Annotated in this window: 17 protein-coding genes, 1 tRNA gene and 1 pseudogene; 12 read left to right on the forward strand and 7 right to left on the reverse strand. The window is 62.0% G+C overall.

What is annotated here, in order from left to right:
• Positions 1-795 precede the first annotated feature (795 nt).
• The 5 genes from GOB85_RS09580 to efp all read right to left on the reverse strand — a co-directional run bounded on the left by GOB85_RS09580 (position 796) and on the right by efp (position 5,339).
• The gene (locus GOB85_RS09580; RefSeq protein ID WP_173577376.1) at positions 796-1,782 is read right to left on the reverse strand and encodes a peptidoglycan -binding protein; all 987 of its coding nucleotides are present in this window, start codon (positions 1,780-1,782) and stop codon (positions 796-798) included.
• Between the two features lie 12 nt (positions 1,783-1,794).
• Positions 1,795-2,850, reverse strand: coding sequence for a flagellar motor protein MotA (locus GOB85_RS09585; RefSeq protein WP_173577375.1), 1,056 nt, complete (start codon positions 2,848-2,850; stop codon positions 1,795-1,797).
• A gap of 33 nt (positions 2,851-2,883) precedes the next feature.
• Complete coding sequence (locus GOB85_RS09590) at positions 2,884-3,726, reverse strand: OmpA family protein (RefSeq protein ID WP_173577374.1); 843 nt, start codon at positions 3,724-3,726, stop codon at positions 2,884-2,886.
• 123 nt (positions 3,727-3,849) lie between these two features.
• Positions 3,850-4,680: an inositol monophosphatase family protein gene (locus GOB85_RS09595; protein WP_173577388.1), complete on the reverse strand. Its 831-nt coding sequence runs from the start codon at positions 4,678-4,680 to the stop codon at positions 3,850-3,852.
• 92 nt (positions 4,681-4,772) lie between these two features.
• The gene (gene efp, locus GOB85_RS09600; RefSeq protein WP_173577373.1) at positions 4,773-5,339 is read right to left on the reverse strand and encodes an elongation factor P; all 567 of its coding nucleotides are present in this window, start codon (positions 5,337-5,339) and stop codon (positions 4,773-4,775) included.
• Between the two features lie 417 nt (positions 5,340-5,756).
• Here efp and hisG point away from each other — a divergent pair, with 417 nt between their 5' ends.
• From hisG to GOB85_RS09640, 8 genes and pseudogenes are all read left to right on the forward strand, one after another.
• Positions 5,757-6,413 (forward strand): ATP phosphoribosyltransferase, encoded by a 657-nt coding sequence (gene hisG / locus GOB85_RS09605; RefSeq protein ID WP_173577387.1) that lies wholly within the window; start codon positions 5,757-5,759, stop codon positions 6,411-6,413.
• A 48-nt stretch (positions 6,414-6,461) separates the two neighbouring features.
• Entirely contained in the window at positions 6,462-7,766 is a 1,305-nt protein-coding gene (hisD, locus tag GOB85_RS09610) for a histidinol dehydrogenase (RefSeq protein ID WP_173577372.1), read from the forward strand.
• A 111-nt stretch (positions 7,767-7,877) separates the two neighbouring features.
• Complete coding sequence (gene infA / locus GOB85_RS09615) at positions 7,878-8,096, forward strand: translation initiation factor IF-1 (RefSeq protein ID WP_146889024.1); 219 nt, start codon at positions 7,878-7,880, stop codon at positions 8,094-8,096.
• Positions 8,097-8,101: 5 nt separating this feature from the next.
• Positions 8,102-8,749: a Maf family protein gene (locus GOB85_RS09620; protein WP_173577371.1), complete on the forward strand. Its 648-nt coding sequence runs from the start codon at positions 8,102-8,104 to the stop codon at positions 8,747-8,749.
• Positions 8,737-9,861 (forward strand): ribonuclease E/G, encoded by a 1,125-nt coding sequence (locus GOB85_RS09625; RefSeq protein ID WP_194298743.1) that lies wholly within the window; start codon positions 8,737-8,739, stop codon positions 9,859-9,861. The genes GOB85_RS09620 and GOB85_RS09625 overlap by 13 nt, the downstream gene beginning before the upstream one ends.
• Positions 9,851-10,063: a DNA gyrase inhibitor YacG gene (locus GOB85_RS09630; protein WP_173577370.1), complete on the forward strand. Its 213-nt coding sequence runs from the start codon at positions 9,851-9,853 to the stop codon at positions 10,061-10,063. Before GOB85_RS09625 ends, GOB85_RS09630 begins: the two co-directional genes overlap by 11 nt.
• Before the next feature lie 41 nt (positions 10,064-10,104).
• Positions 10,105-10,180, forward strand: a tRNA-Phe gene (locus GOB85_RS09635).
• A gap of 164 nt (positions 10,181-10,344) precedes the next feature.
• A pseudogene (locus GOB85_RS09640) lies at positions 10,345-10,618 on the forward strand (transposase); the annotation flags it as partial.
• 378 nt (positions 10,619-10,996) lie between these two features.
• Here GOB85_RS09640 and GOB85_RS09645 read toward each other — a convergent pair.
• Positions 10,997-11,611, reverse strand: coding sequence for a hypothetical protein (locus GOB85_RS09645; protein WP_242011416.1), 615 nt, complete (start codon positions 11,609-11,611; stop codon positions 10,997-10,999).
• Positions 11,612-11,908: 297 nt separating this feature from the next.
• Positions 11,909-13,189, reverse strand: a complete 1,281-nt coding sequence (locus GOB85_RS09650; RefSeq protein ID WP_173577369.1) for a NupC/NupG family nucleoside CNT transporter — start codon at positions 13,187-13,189, stop codon at positions 11,909-11,911.
• 196 nt (positions 13,190-13,385) lie between these two features.
• Here GOB85_RS09650 and GOB85_RS09655 point away from each other — a divergent pair, with 196 nt between their 5' ends.
• The 4 genes from GOB85_RS09655 to GOB85_RS09670 all read left to right on the forward strand — a co-directional run bounded on the left by GOB85_RS09655 (position 13,386) and on the right by GOB85_RS09670 (position 19,707).
• Positions 13,386-13,868: a glutathione peroxidase gene (locus GOB85_RS09655; protein ID WP_173577368.1), complete on the forward strand. Its 483-nt coding sequence runs from the start codon at positions 13,386-13,388 to the stop codon at positions 13,866-13,868.
• Positions 13,869-14,106: 238 nt separating this feature from the next.
• On the forward strand, positions 14,107-17,043 hold the full coding sequence (locus tag GOB85_RS09660) for a penicillin-binding protein 1A (protein WP_242011417.1): 2,937 nt from the start codon (positions 14,107-14,109) through the stop codon (positions 17,041-17,043).
• Between the two features lie 36 nt (positions 17,044-17,079).
• A protein-coding gene (prfB, locus tag GOB85_RS09665) for a peptide chain release factor 2 (protein WP_173577367.1) occupies positions 17,080-18,211 on the forward strand; the annotation gives its coding sequence in 2 pieces (ribosomal slippage) (positions 17,080-17,148 and positions 17,150-18,211; 1,131 coding nt in all).
• Between the two features lie 833 nt (positions 18,212-19,044).
• Positions 19,045-19,707, forward strand: a complete 663-nt coding sequence (locus GOB85_RS09670; RefSeq protein ID WP_173577366.1) for an energy transducer TonB — start codon at positions 19,045-19,047, stop codon at positions 19,705-19,707.
• Positions 19,708-19,789 lie beyond the last annotated feature (82 nt).

A 19,789-nucleotide genomic window follows, 5' to 3' on the forward strand; every position in this document is an offset into this window, starting at 1 on the left:
ACGCAGTCAGTTCAACCATCGGCGAACTCCTGCGCAGCTACACTCCCAGCGAATGCGCCAACTACTTCACCAACTCAGGATATGGACCAACATAAAATCATCACGCTCTAGTGTTCCCCGCCTGCGCGGGGATGAGCCGCCCGAGGGTCGGCCGTCCCACCATGCGTTTGGGTGTTCCCCGCCTGCGCGGGGATGAGCCGGCTGTTGGTGATGCCCGTAGCGTCAATATAGAGTGTTCCCCGCCTGCGCGGGGATGAACCTGTGATCTTGCGGCAGGATGTCGGAATGAAGCAGCCTGCTTTCTGAGCATTGGTGCGTCATTCCGTCGTCATTGGGGGGTGCAGGCTGTTTTTAGGGTGGGGATATCAAGAACTTCCAGTTCTCTGCTTCATCACCTGTAGCACACCAGTCTTTTCAACGAGACAGCAATCACAAATCGAAACGACTGACCATTATAAAGACGATGAGCACATGGTCCCAACGGATCCATGATCCCGCCCTATCGGGTGCACCCGTGGCGACCTGTCCGCCTGCATCTGACGGCAGGCCAGGTCAGCGATGACAAGGGAGCCGAAGTGGCTTCCTGCTGATCTGCCCGGGGAGACCACCGAACTCATCGGCGACTGCGGATATAACAGCAACAGGATCCGGAACTCCCTTGCTGATCAGGGTGTCGAACCCTGTATCCCCCTCCTCGCAAAACAGAAAAGCCTCAGTCACAGGCGCCAGAAACAGCCTGACCATAACGGATACTTCGCCCCCCGGAATACACTCTCCGGGGAAAGTGAACCGCCCTTACCGATCCGTCAGCCGGAACTCGATCCGACGGTTCCGGGCAAAATCCGCCACTGAAGTCCCGCTCGTCAGCGGCTGATAATCCGCAAACCCTGTCGCCGCGAGATGCTTCGGATCAACCCCCTCGGCAATCAGCAGCTTCACCACCGTAATCGCCCGCGCCGAAGACAGCTCCCAGTTGCTCGGAAACGCCGTATGAATCGGCTGCCGGTCCGCATGACCGTCCACCCGCAAAATCCACGGCACATCGACAGGAATCTGCGACGAGACCTGCCGGAACGTCTTCGCCAGCGTCCTGATCTCCGTCACGCCCTGCGGCGTAAGGTCCGCACTGCCCACAGGGAACAGAACCTCGCTCTGAAAGACAAAGCGGTCACCAACAATCTGAACGCCCTTCTGATCCTTCAGCACATCCCGCAGGCGACCAAAAAACTCAGACCGGTAACGCTTCAGCTGCTCCACCTTATCCGCCAGCGCGATGTTCAGCCGGTTGCCCAGATCGGCGATTTTCGCATCCCGATCCATCATGTCCTTCTTCGAGACATCCAGCGCCTGCGCAATCGCGGTCAGCTGCGCATTCAGCGCCGAAAGCTGATCGTTCAGCGCCAGGACCTTCTGCTCAGCCGTCTGATCCAGCTCATTCGCATGCTGCGTCGCCACCTGCGCCTGCGAAAGCTGACTGCCCAGCGCCGCCGCAGCAGCCGTATCCTTGTCATGCTGCGCCGTCAGCACCGCCAGATTGCCGCGCAGATCCTTCGTCAGCCCACGCTCCAGAGCCAGCATCCGCGTCAGCTCCGCCGCCTGCACCTGCAGTCTGTCCAGCACATGCGTGCGCTTGTTCAGCGCCACGGACAGAAACGCCTGCCCGAGCACAAACACCAGCAGCACAAAAATCACCACCATCAGCAGGGTGGAGAGCGCATCGACATAGCCCGGCCAGGCATTCAGCCCGGCATGACTGGTCCGTCCCCGACGTCCCGGGCGCATCGCCGCCGCCTCCTAGCGCGGGTTCTGCTCGTTCGCCGCGGCAACCGTCCGGGCGACGAGACGAAGATCACTGCGAATGTCAGCCAGACTCTGCTGCCGCCCGCGCTCACTCTCAGAGATCAGCTGTGTCAGAAGCGCTTCGATGTTCCGCATATGCGCCTGCGTCTGACGGGAGTCCTCGCTCTCATGTCCTCCGGTCAGCGTCCCGAGATGCGAGCTCAGCCGCGTCAGTACCTGCGTCTGCTGTGCCCGCTGTTCCTCGCTGGCCCGAAGCACGGTCTGCAATGTCTCAAGATTTTCCGCCGTCTGCTCAAGCAGCGCCTGCACATAGGCCGGAATGTTCCCGTCGCCCTCCGTGTTTCCCATCGTCGAGGAGAACCGCGTCAGACTGGCCAGCCATTCTTCCAGATCATTGAAAAACCGGTTCTGCGCCTGCCCCGCCATCAGATCGAGAAAGCCCAGAATCAGCGCGCTTGCCAGACCGAACAGAGAGCCTGAAAACGCCGTGCCCATGCCGTGCAGCGGTTTCGCCAGCCCGGCCTTGAGCTGATCGAACATCACAGCAATGTCGCCATCCCCGACCGACATGCCCGCAATCACATCAGCAATCGCGCCCACCGTCAGCAACAGCCCGTAGAACGTGCCCAGAAGCCCGAGGAAGATCAGCAGGCTGGTCAGATAGCGCGAGACCTCGCGCCCCTCTTCAAGTCGCCCCGAAAGACTGTCCAGAAGCGACTGCATGGCCGGTGTCGACAGCGCAATCCGATTCCGGCCCGACTGGGCCGCCATCGCGGTCGCAACCGCCGTCAGCATCTTCGGGGGCTCGGGTTGCGCGAGAGTGTTGCGATTCTGGCGAACAGTCTCCACCCAGTTCACTTCTGGCCGGAGCCGCAGAACCAGACGGATGTTCCACGCGATCCCGATGCCGAGAATCACCAGAATCAGCCCGTCCAGCGCGGGGTTGTTGAAGAAGGCAGCATAGAGCGGCTTCCACAGGAGGACCGCCACAACGGCGACGCATCCGAGGAACGCGACCATCCGCAGGAGATAGATCGTGGGTTTTGTCATCGAATGCCTCAGGGCAGGAGAATCAGGAAACCGTTACGGTACCGCGTCAGACCGCCTGATGTCCACACGATCCGCAGGAAGCTCAATGCCAGTCTTCGAGGGTGACCCGATGACGCGCACATAAATCCGCGTCGAAGGGATGCCTGCGTTCATCAGAACCGCCCGCACCACAAGACCACGACTGAGTGACATCCGCCTCGGTCGGGACGGATCATTCACAGGCCCGCTGGCCGTCGAATCCACAAGCGCCCGTGTCTCCGGCCGCTCTTTCAGTGCCTGAGCCACAGCCAGAATCGCGGCGCGTGTCTCGGTGTTCAGTTTGACGGAATCGGGCGCGAACGTAATCCGCATCCCGCCTTCAACGGGCACAGCATTCCCGACAGCGTCTTTCTCCGCCGGCGGATCGGCGGGCATCGGAAAAGGATGCAGCTCAACCGGCACAGACGGTGGCGTCAGAACAGGCAGCGGCGGAGGCGCCAGGGGAATGGTTGCCGGAGGAGGCGGCTTTCCCGGGGCGGACTCCGATCGTGCGCCGGAAACCCTGCTCCCCTGCGCTGCGCCGGTTCCGCCAGCCGGCGCAGCAGTCTCTGCCTTCCTGGCTGAGGTGGCTGCGGGTTCCGGATGGCTATGACGGGTCGTCTCCGCCCCGCCATTGCCGTGCCGCCGTGTTGCCTCCCGGCTCTGGCTGCGCTCCGGAGCCGCCGGCTTTTTCACGGGCGCAATCGAATCAAGCGCGCTCGTATCCGTCGTGACCTGAGCCGTGGCCTCAGTGACAGAGAGCATGATCAGGAGCGCACCAGCGCCGGACAGACACGCTGCCAGCCGTATCCGGCGAGAAAATCTGCGGTCTGAGAAGGTCATGGATAACAACGACATGGATGCGAACCCTAAGGCAGATTGCACCGGCTGCAAAAAACTGGCCGCCGGACAGCCGGGACAACCTGCCCGCGACAGTTCGGAATCGCACCGGAAAGCCGCGACCGGGCATAACCGAAAAGCTCAGGCCTTCGCAGTCAGACTGTCCGCGACGATCTCACGCAGCTTGCCGTGCAGATGCGTATTGCCCGCCACAATCATGACGTCGTCAGGAAGATCATTGAGATCCGTCCCGTCAGGCGCGGTGCAGTATCCACCAGCCTCACGAACCAGAAGAGCACCCGCTGCACAGTCCCAGGGGCGGATGCCAAATTCCCAGTAGCCCTCATACCGTCCGGCCGCCACCCAGGCGAGATCCAGCGCCGCCGCCCCAAACCGGCGAATACCCGCCACCTGCGGCATCAGCGTGCCCATCGCGCGGGCGAAAGGGAGGCGCAGCCGGGCCGGGACTTTCGCAAAGGGAATCCCCGTCGCAAACAGCGATTCCAGCATCTCGCGCCGGGCCGAAACCCGCATCCGGCGGTCATTCAGAAACGCGCCCACGCCTTTCTCGGCCCAGAACATCTCTCCGCCGGCAGGGTTGTAAACCAGCCCCGCCACAATCTCGACGGAACCGTTCTCATGCCGGCGCTGAAGACCGATCGAGATCGCCCAGTGCGGCAGGCCATGCAGGAAGTTGGTCGTTCCATCCAGCGGATCGACAATCCAGCGCCACGTCCAGTTGTCGCCGCCGCTCTCGCCGGATTCCTCCATCAGAAACGCATAGCCCGGGCGCGCCCGTTCCAGTTCCTCGCGAATGGTCCGCTCAGCGCGAATATCCGCCTGAGAGACAAAATCGCCCGGTCCTTTGATGCTGACCTGAAGCTGCTCGACTTCATTGAAATCACGCAGAAGACGCCGCGCCGCCTTTTCAGCGGCAGCCTGCATCACGGTCATCACGGGAGAAAGGCGCATTGCCACGGTGTTTTTGTCCTGAAATTAAGGTCTGGATCAGATGCAGCCGGGCTGATCGGCGCCCGGCAACATGCTCATGCGTCCCGTCCGGATCAGGACTTCGCGCGCTCAACATAGCTGGCATCGTCCGTGCGAACGACAACACTCTCGCCCGCTTCAATGAACGGCGGAACCATCGTCTTGACGCCGTTCGAAAGAATGGCCGGCTTGTAGGACGAACTCGCGGTCTGCCCCTTCACCACCGGATCAGCCTCGATGATTTCAAGCGTCACATGCGGCGGAAGCGTCACGGCAACCGGATCGCCTTCCACAAGATTGACGTTCAGAACCATGTTGTCCTGCAGGAACGGTGCCTGATCGCCGAGCAGATCTACCGGGATCATGAACTGCTCAAACGTCTCCGGATCCATCAGCACAAGCGTTTCACCATCGGAATAGGAATAGTTGTATTCCTTGTCTTCCGTGATCAGCCGCTCAACCGTATCGGCCGTGCGCCACCGCTCGTTGGTCTTGTTGCCGGTCTTCAGATCACGCATCTCGACCTGAATGAACGCACCGCCCTTGCCCGGGGTGATGATCTGCTGCTTGAGGACCGTCCAGCGACGGCCATCATGTTCGATGACCTGTCCGGCGCGGATCAGGTTCGCCTGTTGTTTCATAACGTGTCCCTGGAAGAGGAATGCTGGGGATCAGAGGCGGGCTTCTACCGCCCGAAGGCGCGAAGAGCAAGGCTGACCGGCAATCGATCGCGAAAGCAGCAGCAGAAACGACGCATGCGGGGACACCTGCAAACCACAGTAAAAGTGCCGGGCAGGGAGCACGACACCCCCCTCATTTCTCCCTGCAAAACAATAAACCCGCCTCCATGCCCCGATCGGCCTTTGGCGCTGGCGCTCCGTTATGATAAGTCCCGCGCCTGTTTCACCGGCCTTCCACAGGTATGGCCACCTCTGGCCCGGAACAGGCCTCCGGAGTGCATGATGACCGCGGACCGCAATTCAGATCTGGCCCTGCGCGAAGCCGCTGACACGGCAGCATCGCCTCTGACGAGCGAAGCCCCCTCGCGTCATCACGGGATGGAGAGCCGGCCCCTGGTCCTCGCCCTCCCGAAGGGCCGTATCCTCAAAGGCGCCGCACCGCTGCTGGCCCGTGCCGGGATTGTTCCCGATGCTGACTGCCTCGATGAAAGCAGCAGAAGACTGCGGTTCGGAACCAGCGACCCGTTGCTGGACGTGGTCCGCGTCCGCTCCTTCGACGTCGCGACCTTCGTCGCCCAGGGGGGCGCCCAGCTCGGTATCTGCGGCGCCGACGTCATGATGGAGTTCGATTATCCTGAACTCTACGCACCGCTCGACCTCGGAATCGGCAGCTGCCGCGTCTCGGTCGCACGTCCGGTAAGTGATGATCCGAATGAAGACTGGCGGCGTTACTCGGCCTTGCGGGTGGCAACGAAATACCCGGCAATCACCCGCCGGCATTTCGCGACACGCGGCATCAACGCCGATATCGTCCATCTGCACGGTGCGATGGAACTGGCCCCGATGCTCGGTCTGTCACGCCTGATCGTCGATCTCGTCGATACAGGATCGACCCTCCGCGCCAACGGCCTGCGGGAAGTCGAGACCATCGCCCATGTCACGAGTCGCCTCGTGGTGAATCGTACAGCACTGAAAACCCGGCCCGAGGCCATCTCAGGGCTGATCGCCCGCTTCCGAGCCGCTCTTGCGGGATGAGGGCCAGAGCCCTCCGGGGCGTCTGATCCGTGAGTGAGAACTGAAGTCATGAAACGTCTGGACACCGGCTCTGCAGAATTTGAAGCCGAATTTTCCTCTCTTCTGAACACCCGCGAAACCGAAAGCGCCCGGGTTGACGCCCCCGTCAGCGCCATCCTCGCCGCCGTCCGGGAAAAAGGCGACGAAGCCGTCTGCGACTACACGGCCCGCTTTGACCGCCTCGAACTGACACCCGGCCACATGCGCATCACCGGCGAGGAAATCACCGCCGCCGTGGCAAAAGTGCCGGCGGAACAGCTCGAAGCCCTCAACTTCGCCGCCTCCCGGATCGAACGCTTCCATCGCGCCCAGCTTCCTCAGGATATGAGCTTCACCGACGAGGACGGGCTGACCCTTGGCCAGCGCTGGACCGCGCTCGATGCCGTCGGTCTCTACGTGCCAGGCGGTAAGGCCGCCTATCCGTCCTCCGTTCTGATGAATGCCCTTCCGGCCCGCGTGGCAGGCGTGCCGCGTCTCGCCATGTGCGTGCCAACCCCCGGCGGCGTCCTCAGTCCGCTCGTCCTCGCAGCAGCAGAACGGGCCGGAGTCGACGAAATCTACCGGATCGGTGGCGCTCAGGCCGTGGGCGCACTGGCATTCGGAACAAAGACAATCGCTCCCGTGGACCGCATCGTCGGTCCGGGGAATGCCTATGTCGCGGAGGCAAAACGCCAGGTCTTTGGACATGTCGGAATCGACAGCATCGCCGGCCCCTCGGAAGTCGTGGTGGTCGCGGATGCAAAAAACGATCCTCGCCTTGTGGCCCTCGATCTGCTGGCCCAGGCCGAACATGACGAACTTGCCCAGTCGATCCTGATCACAAATGATACGGGCTTCGCGGACCGTGTTGCCGCCGCCGTCGAACACGAACTGAAAACACTTTCAAGAGCCGCGATCGCCAGTGCCAGCTGGCGGGATTTCGGCGCGGTCATCGTGGTCGCCGGATGGTCCGAAGCCGCGAGTCTCATCAACCGCATCGCCCCCGAGCATCTCGAAATCATGCTGGATGACCCCGCCGCCCTGTTTGCGCAGGTCCGGCATGCCGGCGCCGCTTTCCTCGGCCGTTTCTGCCCCGAAGCCGTGGGCGATTACGTCGGCGGCCCCAACCATGTCCTGCCGACATCGCGCACGGCGCGGTTCGCCTCAGGCCTCTCTGTCTATGACTTTCTCAAGCGCACGACCTTCATCGAAGGCGACCGGAAAGCATTGCAGCGCGTCGGGCCAGCAGGCGTCGTCCTCGCAAAGGCGGAAGGTCTCGAAGCCCACGCTCTCAGCATCTCGGCCAGGCTCGAAACCGGTCACGATACCGAATAAAACCGCGCTTCAGGGCTTAAACCTTGACCGTAGCCGCCCGCGCTCTACATATCGCCGCAGTATTTGCCCTATCAATTGCACGGATGAAGCACAGAATGGATAAAGCTTACCATGTCTAAGGAAGACATGATCGAATTCAGCGGGACCGTCACGGAACTGCTTCCCAACGCCATGTTTCGCGTCAAGCTGGACAATGAGCACATGATTCTCGCCCACACGAGCGGGAAAATGCGCAAAAATCGCATCCGCGTCCTTGCAGGTGACCGGGTGAGCGTTGAAATGACGCCGTACGACCTGACCAAGGGTCGCATCACCTTCCGGTTCAAGTAAGCCACATGCCGCGAACGGAAAAAGACCCGGCAGCCGATCCGGGTGCGGGTTCCGTTGCGCGTCCGGCTCTGGTGCTGGCGTCGGCTTCGCCCCGTCGCCTGGCCCTGCTTGAGCAGATCGGCCTGATCCCGGACCGGATCGATGTCCCCGATATCGACGAAACACCCGGTCGCGATGAACTCCCCCGCTCCTACGCAGAGCGGATGGCCCGTGAAAAAGCCCGGATCGTCGCCGCACGCAGCAATGACGCGTCCCTGATCCTCGCCGCTGATACCGTGGTGACGCTCGGTCGTCGTATCCTCCCGAAGGCAGATGACCGTCAGACGGCACAGGATTGCCTGCGCCGCCTTTCAGGCCGCCGTCACACCGTCATCACAGCCGTGGCCGTCCAGCCAGGCCAGGAATGGCCGGAAGGCCGGACCGGACTGAGAATCGTCGAAACGGCTGTCACGTTTTCGCGCCTGACCGAACAGCAGATCGAATCTCTTCTGGATGGCGGCGACTGGCAGGGTAAGGCCGGCGGCTATGCCCTTCAGGGACAGGCCGCCTCCTGCATCCGTTTCATCTCGGGAAGCGCCTCGGCCGTCATCGGCCTGCCCCTCTTCGAGACCGCTCAGCTCCTTCGGGGCCAGAAGGGCGGATGGTTGCCGTGACAGCAACACTCCGTGTCGCCTGCTCTCCAGGTGAAGCGCGGATTGCCGTCATGGAAAATGGAGAGCTTCAGGATTTCGCGATCTGGACTCCCGGCCACCCGGACGGTGTGGGAGACACCCACAGAGGCCGGATCACCAGCCGCGTTCCCGCTCTCGGCGGTGCTTTCGTCACACTTGGAAAAGGCGCTGACGGGTTTCTTTCAGACCGGGATGGCGCTGAAGGCACCTGCGAAGGCGAGTCCGTCATTGTCCGCGTCACCCGTGCCGCCATGGCAGGCAAAGGCCCCCGACTGCGCGCCGCGCCGGATGCCGCACCGGCCAAAGGCGACATAACACTCCTGAAGCGTGGCCCATCCCCGCTCGAAGAACTGGCCGCCCGCTGGCACGGCCCCATTCTGGTCGATCACCCGACATTCGCCGCCCGCATCCCGACCAGTTTAAGAGACCGTGTGAAGCGCGTCCCCTCCGCATGGGATGATGGCGTTCAGGATGCCGTCGACACCCTGACCACGCCCGAAATCGATCTGCCCGGCGGGATGCGCGCCACGATCACGCCAACCCCCGCTCTGGTGGCGATCGACATGGACAGCGGCTCCGCTTCCGCCATCCTCCAGGCAAAACAGACCGCCCAGTTTGCCGCAAACCGGGCCGCCTTCCCGACACTTTTCAGGCAGATCCGGCTGCGAAACCTCTCAGGCGCCATCCTTATCGACCCGGCTGGCCTGAATGCACGCAAACGCCAGGCACTACGGGAACCCATCGAAGCTGAACTTCGCTCCGATCCGCTTCGCCCGCGCTGCCTCGGCATCACAGCGTTAGGGCTGGCTGAAATCGTGCGCACCCGCATCCACCCCCCACTCCATGAACTTCTCTCAGGCGCCCATGGACAGGCCATGCAGGCCCTGCGTCATCTGGTCACCAGTCACCTGATCGCCAGCCAGGCGACGCACAGAGCGGGCCGACCGGTCCTGCGTGCCGGCCTCGGCGTCGCGCGGGCTCTTGAAGACGATTCGCTGGCCTGCGAGGATGTTGTGTCCTGGTGCGGATACCCGCTCACCCTGCGGGCCGATCCCTCAATGCCGTTTCTGTCATGGGTGACTGATGATGAGTAAGAACCAGACCTGTCCCATCTGCCACAAACCCACAATGGCCGAATTCCGGCCCTTCTGCTCCCGTCGCTGCGCCGATATCGACCTCGGACGGTGGTTTTCCCAGGATTACCGCGTGCCAGGCCCGTTCATCGATGAAGAACCTGAGACCGGTTCAGAAGAGAATGAGCAGACACGGGTTGATCTTGGATCGAGACCGGGTTAAACGCTCGCCATCGCGCGATGGTCCAGTCCCATCCGCCCGGTGCCCAAGTAGCTCAGTTGGTAGAGCATGCGACTGAAAATCGCAGTGTCGGTGGTTCGATTCCGCCCTTGGGCACCATCTTCATAAAAAACTCCTGTAATATCACTATTGATGCTCTTCCATGCAGCGATGCTGCCCGTGGTTGCGCCCGCGACAGAAAAATCCGGACGGTTCGAAAAATCCTGGCACTGACGTTTAAGCTTTGATTCCATTCTCTCGCGAGGTTTTCGGGAGGGATCGAGATGAAGCAGCCCAGTTTCTTCGATGTTGAGGATCGTCTGCGCGCCTGAGCGGGTTGGGCGACCAGCCTGATGCCCCCTTTTCCCGGACTATGGATTTTGAAGGCTTCCGACGTGACCAGGATCAGGCTCTGGCATATTCGGATGGGCGCAAGGGGGCAGGCCGCCGTTCGATCCTGTGCTGATGTTCAGGATTCCGGTGATCCGGACGATCAGCACCCTGTCCGATGAACGGGCCGAATATCTCTCCCGATCTCATCTGAAATTTCAGGCGTTTGCTGTAACTCACCCGCATCCAGGTCGCACAAAGCAAAACAGAACCGGCTGTTCGCGGTACGTGCTGATCTGTGATTTTTTAGAGGATGAGTGGAGACCGGGCTCTGCCCGAACCCGGCAGGGACCGCAGGCTCCTGCACCCCGATCTGTTTACAATAAAATGGTTTCCAAAGGTCTGTGACCTTTGGTGGATTCCAGGGCAAAGCCCTGAGAAAACACCCGCATTGACCGCAAACAGAGCCTTTCCAGACCGTTTTGATAAACAAGCCGGAATGCAGGGGCCTGTGGTCCCTGCCGGGTCCAGGCGGAGCCCGGTCTTCTGCCAACCCTTTGAAACAGGATCTTACAAAATTTCACTTAAATAAAACACCGGCCGCCATCAGTCCGGACAGTGCGAACTCTCAAAGCTCTGCTTCGCCGGACCGAGAATCCGGAACCGGTAACGGGCCGTCTCCGCCGAAAGCCGCGCTCCGCTCGTCCGGGTGGAGAGATGCAGCTCAACCCCGCGGCCATTCTGCAGCGCCATCGTTCCGATCCCGCTGCCCGCCGTCGCCTCGGCCCCGACCGACCAGAAAGTGCTGTCGAAATCATCAACCGAACCAAGATTATCCACCGATCCCTCAGCGCAGGAATGGGAATACCCGATCGCCGGTCCACCTCCACCCGTGACCCGTACGGCGTAGTCCCGGCCTTTATAATGCAGCACCCCGTCACCCCAGCCATAACCTGGCCCAAGACTGGCCTCCCGCAACCGGAATACAAGACGATCCGTCGTGGTCACAGCACTGCCAGCGGCACTTTGCGATGAAGCCGAAGATGACCCCTCTGACTGAACAGCCGCGAAAACAGGGGAAGAAATCGTCACGAGCCCCGAAACCGTCAGTGCAAACGTCACAGCCAGGGTCTGTCGGGCCACGCGCGCGCTCCTTCTGAAATTGATCTGGTAAAGCCCGCCAGCGTAATCATGAAGGGGCTGCATGGATGGCAACGGCATGAAAGGCACAATCTCCCGGCCCGAACGGCGTGCTTCGGGGCGCCGCTGACAGCCACAATAAACCCCCGGCCGCGTCAATGGTTCCCCATCAGGTCTGACTCCGCGGCAGCATCCGCAGTCGTAACAGCGTCAGCGCGATTGTAAAATACGCCTGTACCGTCCTGCTTCAATCCACGGTGGCACCGGCAGGCAGCGTGGCATATTTTTTCCGCGCCCGCCATGGCGTGATGGCCGGCGAAACAGACGGAAACCTGGTCAGAAAATTTCAGAGCAGAAACAGGCCACACCAGAAACAGATCAGCCCAGAAACAGACCGGCAATCGCGGCACTGGTCAGATTTGAAAGCGATCCCGCCAGCACCGCCCGCGCCCCCATCCGCGCCACAAAACCGCGCCGCGCCGGAATCACACTGCCAAAAGCACCGATCAGAATCCCGATCGAGGACAGGTTCGAAAACCCGCACAGCGCAAAAGACGCAATGGCGATGCTGTGCTCATCCAGCGTTGCGGCATGAATGTGCGGAGACAGACTCACATAAGCAACAAACTCGTTAAAGGCGAGTTTCTGCCCGATAATGCCGCCAATCGTGCCAGCCTCATCCCATGGCACGCCAAGAAGCCAGGCCAGCGGCGCAAAAGCATGCCCGAGCAGACCAGCCAGCGACACCATGCCGAATCCAGACGCATGACCCGCAGCCCCCAGCAGACGATCCGTCAGCGCGATCAGTCCGATAAAAGCGATCAGAATCGCCGCCACCGCCACAGCCACCTGCGTCCCGGCCGAAGCCCCCGTCGCAATCGCCTCAAAAACATTCGCGGAGCCGTGCGGCTTCCTGTCCGGCCCGTCCGGAATGCCCATATCCGCCGGCTCACGAAGATCACGCATATCCGTGATCATCGACGGCTCAGTCGCAGGCATCAGCAAACGCGCGAACAGCAGACCGCCCGGTATCGCCATGAAAGACGCCGCGATCAGATAATCCATCGGAACGCCCAGCGCCGCATAGCCCGCCAGAACCGATCCCGTCACCGACGCCGTGCCGCTGCACATCACCGCGAACATCTCCGCATCCGTCATGCGCGGCAGATAAGGCGCGATGGCAACCGGCATCTCACTCTGGCCGACAAAAATCGTGATGACCGCGGAAAACGATTCGACAACCGACGTGCCGAGAAGGCGCTTCACCAGCGACCCGACCACTTCCGCTACCCACTGCATGATCCCGAAATGATACAGAACCGCAATCAGCGCGCTGACATAAATGATCTCCGTCAGTACCTGAAAAGCAAAAATAAACGCCCCGCCCGGAAACACATGCTGCATCTCCGGCCCCACAAGCGGCCCGAACAGAAACGCCGCGCCCTCAGCCCCGCAGGCCAGAACCTCGCCCACCAGAGCCGATACCGCATGCAGCGCCGCACGCCCCGGCGGCACAAACAGCACCACGGCCCCGATCGTAATCTGCGCGGCAAGCGCCGCCAGCACGACCCGGGGCCGGATCGCCCGGCGGTTGGTGGAAAAGGCAATCCCGACTGCCACCAGAAACAGGATTGCAGCAAGGCCGCGCAGAACAGTCATCAATCCGGGTCCGAATCAAAATTCCGGGCAACTCTCCGCGCCGCATGTCACTCTGTCCAGTCCGCATCGCACGCTTTCCACCCCCAACTCTCGACAAAAACCGCCCGGACTGGCACCTGGACACAAACGGAAAAAACACTCGCAAAAAGACATCCGCGCGAAGAACTCGCCCGAAGAACTTAAAGAGGAAGCCGTCATGCCATGCGCCTATGATTTCAGCCTGCCAGGCCTCGCAGGCGGAACGATCGATCTGGGAGCCTGGCGCGGCAAACCGATGCTGATCGTCAACACCGCCTCGAAATGCGGCTTTACCCCGCAATATGAAGGCCTCCAGGCCCTGTGGTCGGAAACCGATCACGAACTGGGCGTGATCGGCGTCCCCAGCAACGATTTCGGCAAACAGGAACCCGGCGACGCCTCGGAAATCGCCACCTTCTGCTCCCGCAATTACGGCGTCAGCTTCCCGATGACCGCGAAATGTCACGTCAAAGGCGCCGAAACCACGCCTCTCTTCCGCTGGCTCGCCACACAGGGCGGCCTGCTCGCTCATCCACGCTGGAATTTCTTCAAATACATCATCGACCGCGAGGGTCGGCTCTCCACCTGGTTTTCCAGCCTCACCTCGCCCGACTCCCGCCGTGTGCGTGATGCCGTCAGTCGCGTTATCCTCAATGGCTGACGGGGGAGGGGTGACGGGAATGACTGACCGCGCTGTCTGACCGGGACCAGCCCCGAAAATACACCGGAGCCGCCGACCATAAAACTGCCACAGCCAGATTCCAGAGTGTAAGCGTTATAACCTGATATCAGTCTCCGATATCGCCGCTCCGGCAGCGCCTGGGCGAAGAACCGGATCCCGTCGAATTCCCGTGGCTCCGGGGGGCGACGACCGTTTGCGAGGGTGCTAGAGAGCCGCCATGATGTTCCGCCTGTTCCCCGCCTCCCTGCCTGTCCCCGCACTGAGTGCAGGTCACGGTGGCTCTGCGCCCGCCGGTCATCGCTTCCCCTGGTCACTCCCCCCGCGCCTGTTCGCGTCCGAAAGCCATGACGATGAATGGCGCGTCACCAGCGAAGACCGTCTGGGTGCCCCGACCGGCACCTCCACTGGCACCTCCATTGGCACCACGCCCCGTGACACCGGAAACGGCGGCAACGGTTCAGGCGGTGGTCCGGGCGGCGGCAACAGCGGCGGCCCGTTCGGCGGCCTCCCCCCACGCCGTCCCCGCTTCCGCATGTGGCGCAAATTCCTCGGCTCGTCCCTGGCCATCCTCCTCCTGGGCACCTGCGTCGCCGGCCTCGCCGCCTGGCGCCAGTATTCCGGTATCGTCGCCGGCCTGCCAACCGTGGACGGCCTGCGCTCCTACCAGCCGCCCGTCATGAGCCGCCTCTACTCCGGCGATGACCGCCTGATCGCCGAACTCGCCGCCGAACGCCGCGTATTCGTGCCCTACAGCGCCATCCCGGACCGCGTGAAAAACGCCTTCATCGCCGCCGAAGACCATAAATTCTGGAACCATGCCGGCGTCGATCCGCTGGCCATCATCCGTGCCGGCCTGACAGATCTGACTCGCGGCAAAGGCCACAGGCCGATGGGCGCCTCAACCATCACCCAGCAGGTCGCCCGCGTCATGCTCATCGGCTCCAACGCCGTGTCGTTCCAGCGCAAAGCCCGCGAAGCCCTGCTCGCCATGCGCATCGAACAGGTGCTGCCGAAAGAGAAGATCCTCGAAATCTATCTCAATGAAATCTACCTCGGTGACGGCGCCTACGGCATCGGCGCCGCCTCACAGGCCTATTTCGCCAAACCACTCGATCAGCTCGATGACGCCGAAGCCGCCGTCCTCGCCGCCCTTCCCAAATCCCCGACCAACTATAACCCGCTCCGCTATCCGGACGTCGCCCGGATGCGCCGCAACCTGGTCCTGGGCGAAATGGTGACAACCGGCGCGATTTCGCGTGAAGCCGCAACGGCGGCCCAGGCCGAGCCCCTCATCGCGAAAAACTTCCACCGCCCCGGTCCCATCCCCGGCTCCGAATGGTTCGGCGAGGAAGTCCGTCGGGAACTGATCGAACGCTACGGCACCCAGCAAACCATGCAGGGCGGCCTCAACGTCCACACCAGCCTCGACCCGGCCCTGCAATCGCTGGCGACAGACGCATTGCGTGATGGTCTCACCGGCTATGACCGCTCCCACGGCGGCTGGCGTGGTGCCGTCACCCACCTGGACGGCGTGAAAACGTCTCAGAGTGACGAAGAGTGGATGCCCCTCCTGACCGCCACCGCCCGCCCCTCCGGAATGCTTGATCGCTGGCGCCTCGCCGTCGTGCTCGATTCCGGTCGCGGCAGCGTTGGCTGGGCCGAAGGCGGCACGCCCCGCCACGGCACGCTTCTGGCGCGGGATCTCGGCTGGATGCGCGTCTTCCGCGCCCTTCGCCCCGGTGATGTCCTCATGGTCGAGCCCCAGGCTGAAGACAGCCACGTCGCCATCCGCCAGATCCCCCGGATCGAGGGCGCCGCCGTGACAATGGACGTCCGCACCGGCCGCGTTCTCGCCATGGTCGGCGGCTGGTCCTTCGAAGCCTCGCAGTTCAACCGCGCCACCCAGGCCCTGCGTCAGCCCGGCTCCTCGTTCAAACCGTTCGTCTATCTCGCCGCGATGGAACAGGGCATCTCCCCGTCGCAGAAATTTGCGGATTCCGCCGTCTCCTACGGAAGCTGGCATCCCAGCAACTATGAAAAGGATTTCTGGGGCGCGACGACCCTGCACGACGCATTGCGTGAGTCCCGCAACCTGGTGACCATCCGCCTTGCCGCCCATATCGGCATGAAAAGCGTGGCTAAAATCGCCACCGATATCGGCCTCGTCCAGACAATGCCGCACGTGCTGCCCGCCGCCCTCGGTGCTGTCGAAACCACCGTCCTGCGTGAAGCCGGCGCCTACGCCACCATCGCCAATAACGGCCAGAAAGTTACGCCGACCCTGATCGATGACGTGCAGGATCGCGATGGACACGTCGTCTGGCGCCCCGAAGGTCTCGTCCTCACCAGCACACCATCAGGCGCCGTACCCGCGCCCGCCTCCCCGGACGCAGCTATCTTTCCCGCCGCCGATCAGGGCGGCGCCGAAGGCCCGGCCACAACACCTGCCACACCACCGACCCCCGGCCAGCCGGCAATGGCGCCAGGCACAGCGCCCGTCATCGTAGCCCCTGGTCAGGACAGTAACCCCGTCCTGGCCGACCTTCGCGCACCCGTCGCCAGCCCCGACAGTGCCTTTCAGATCACAACCATGCTCCAGGACGTCATCCGTCGCGGCACCGGCATCCAGGCCGGGAAGGGGATCGATCACCCGATTGCCGGCAAGACCGGCACCAGTCAGGACTTCAATGACGCCTGGTTCGCCGGATACTCCGCCGACCTCGTGACCGTCGTCTGGATCGGCTTCGACACCCCGCAATCCATCGGTAAGAACGAAACCGGCGGCGCCATCGCCGGGCCGATCTGGAACCGCATCATGAAAACAGCGCTCGCAAGCCGTCCTAGCCTGGAGTTCCGCGTGCCGGAGGGCGTCACCCTGGTCCGGTACGATACCGGACGCGGTATCACCGTCGATGCGTTCAAACAGGATCAGACACCAGGCGAAAGCGCCAATTTCAGCGGCACGGCCGGAACCGGCGAGCTGACCGCCGCCGATACCGGCGCGGAAAATCTGGCGGATTCGGAAAACGATATGGTCTCCAGCGCCGGACCGCAGCCGGCAGGCGACGCAAAACCCGGAGCCCCCGGTGCGCCGGCCGCGGCACAGCCAAACCAGCCCGCCGGGGGTGACATCGGTATGGGCGGCCTGTATTGAGGCCGGTCTCACAACCCCGAAATGGAGTGCGGTCGCATGTCCGCCGAGACAGAAGCGCTCAACGAACAGATTAAGCAGTCGGTCGCGCTGCTGAGGAGGCATCTTTGACTGGGATGTCGCACAGGGCAGACTTGCCGAACTGAACAACCGGGTCGAAGATCCCGACCTCTGGAACGATGCCGAAGCCGCGCAGAAGCTGATGCGGGAACGCACGCTGCTCGCCAATCAGATCGAAGGTGTGCAAAGCCTCGAAACCGACGTGGCGGACAGCATAGAACTGGTCGCCATGGCCGAGGAGGAAGGGGACGCGGCCATGGCCGCCGAAGCGACAAAAACGCTTCGTAAGCTCGCTGAGGAAGCCCGTCGCCGCGAGACGGAGAGCCTGCTCTCGGGCGAGGCCGATTCCAACGACTGCTACCTCGAAGTCAACGCCGGAGCCGGCGGAACTGAAGCCCAGGACTGGGCCGAAATGCTGCTGCGGATGTACACCCGCTGGGCCGAAGCCCACGGCTATAAAACAACCCTGATCGAATGCTCCGAAGGCGAACAGGCCGGAATCAAATCCGTCACCGTCCAGGTCTCAGGTCCGAATGCCTATGGCTGGCTGAAAACCGAAGCCGGCGTGCATCGCCTCGTGCGCATCTCGCCCTTCGACGCCGCCGCCCGCCGTCAGACCTCCTTCGCCTCCGTCTGGGTCTTTCCGGTCGTCGACGATACAATCGAGATCGACATCAACGAAGCCGATCTCAGGGTCGATACCTTCCGCGCCTCCGGCGCCGGCGGACAGCACGTCAACAAGACCGAATCCGCCATCCGTATCACCCATATCCCCACAGGTATCGTCGTCGCCTGTCAGACCGACCGGTCACAGCACCGCAACCGCGCAACAGCCATGGATATGCTGCGCGCCCGGATGTACGAAGCTGAACTGCAAAGGCGCGAGGCCGCCGCCGCCCAGACGGAAGCCGCCAAAACGGATATCGGCTGGGGTCACCAGATCCGCTCCTACGTCCTCGCGCCCTACCAGATGGTCAAGGACCTCCGCACCAACGTTGAGAAAGGCAATCCCGACGCCGTGCTCGACGGCGATCTGGATGACTTCATGGCCGCGTCTCTCGCCGCCCGCGTCGGCGCGACACGCTCGGAAGCGAGCGCCTCCGCACAGTAAGGCGCTGTTACGAATCGCAAACAAATCCGGGCCGGCCTGGTCTGACCAGGCCGGCCCGTTTTTTTTGCTTTAGAAACAGGCTGTTTCTTCATTTTCCCGTCAGGTTTCACACATTCACAAAAGAATTATGCCCTGTCATGACGCTGGCATGCCCGATCAGAGACCATTTCTGATCTGTTATATTCAAAAAAAACATAATTAAATTTCGTATTTTAATTTAATCTGATGAGGAACCATTCGCCCGACAGTCGCGTTTCATCGCGGTAACGGAATAAATCCCTCTGTGACGCGCCGCATGCCTCCCCGAAGCGACCTCATTCCCGTCCGTAATGTCATTTCCATACCCCGGATCAGGACAGATCACGCTGATGATCGTATCACGGCGACTTCCGCCGTCCTCATGGCCACAAAACTGACCCGCAGGCTCACTTTCGTCGTGCCTGCGGCGTTAAGCCCCCGGAATGCGTATAAAAAATGGAGCCTGTTTAGCAGGCAGTTTTCTGACCACCCGTAGTCGTCAGCGCAGCCATCTGGCTGTCGTCCGCCGTTCTTACACAGAAATGAAACCTGCGTAATTTTTAGGCTTCCTGCCCCCGGCGCGAACGTTTTCATTTCGGTTAATATCTTTCTTGACATCATCGGCCGTCGATAGCCCAATCGAGAGGCCAGAGGCTCGATCCGTCCTGCCTGTCGCCCTTGTCCAGACGGCAGGAGGGGCGGGGGAGTGTCACAGGGCTGCATGGCCAGCGGTTCAGGAGAGTCCGGCTGTGCGTCCGTGAGTTCACAAAACTCACTGGCGAAGTCAGGTGACAGAAGTCGAGGAGGTTTCCAGTATGATGGACTACGCGCAACAGCAACGAAATCCGATGCAAAAGGCCATCGGTATCGGAGGTGTTGCCTTTCTGGCCGTGCTCATGGGCGTGATCTACTACACGTGGGTCGATAAACAGCCGAAATCCGAGACGCACGCGCCGATCAAGACCGAGGTGATCAAGGAGGTGAAGCCACCGCCGCCACCACCGCCACCGCCACCACCTCCGCAGATGACCACGCCACCGCCGCCGTATATTCCGCCGCCGAAGATTCAGGTGCAGCCGCCGCCGCAGCAGGTCATCCAGCACGTGACCCACACGCCGCCGCCGAAGGCCATGCCACCGGCAACGGTGCAGTCGCCGCCATCTCCGGCAGCTCCGGTCGGCCCGCCGGTCCCGGATCATCTCGCCGGATCGCGTCCGATCAACCATGTTGAGCTCGAGTATCCCTCGGAAGCTCAGGATGAAGGCCGCGAAGGTAAGGCAACAGTGGTCTGCGACGTCGAGCCAAGCGGCCAGACAAGCAACTGTAAGGTCACGAGCGTCTCCGGCGGTCAGGATTTTGCCCGGGCGGCTCTCGATTATGTCCGGAAGGCCAGATACCAGCCGGCAACAGCGAATGGCGTTCCGATCAAAGAGTTCCACCACGCCTACACGATCACCTTCAGCCTGAGTGACGAGTAATCGTCACAAGCCAGCGTAGTAACGATCTCACCAGCAGCTGCCATACAGAATCACGGCAGCTGCTCATGACGAGGACCAGAAT

The organism is Acetobacter fallax, assembly GCF_011516735.1.
Lineage (GTDB): Bacteria > Pseudomonadota > Alphaproteobacteria > Acetobacterales > Acetobacteraceae > Acetobacter > Acetobacter fallax.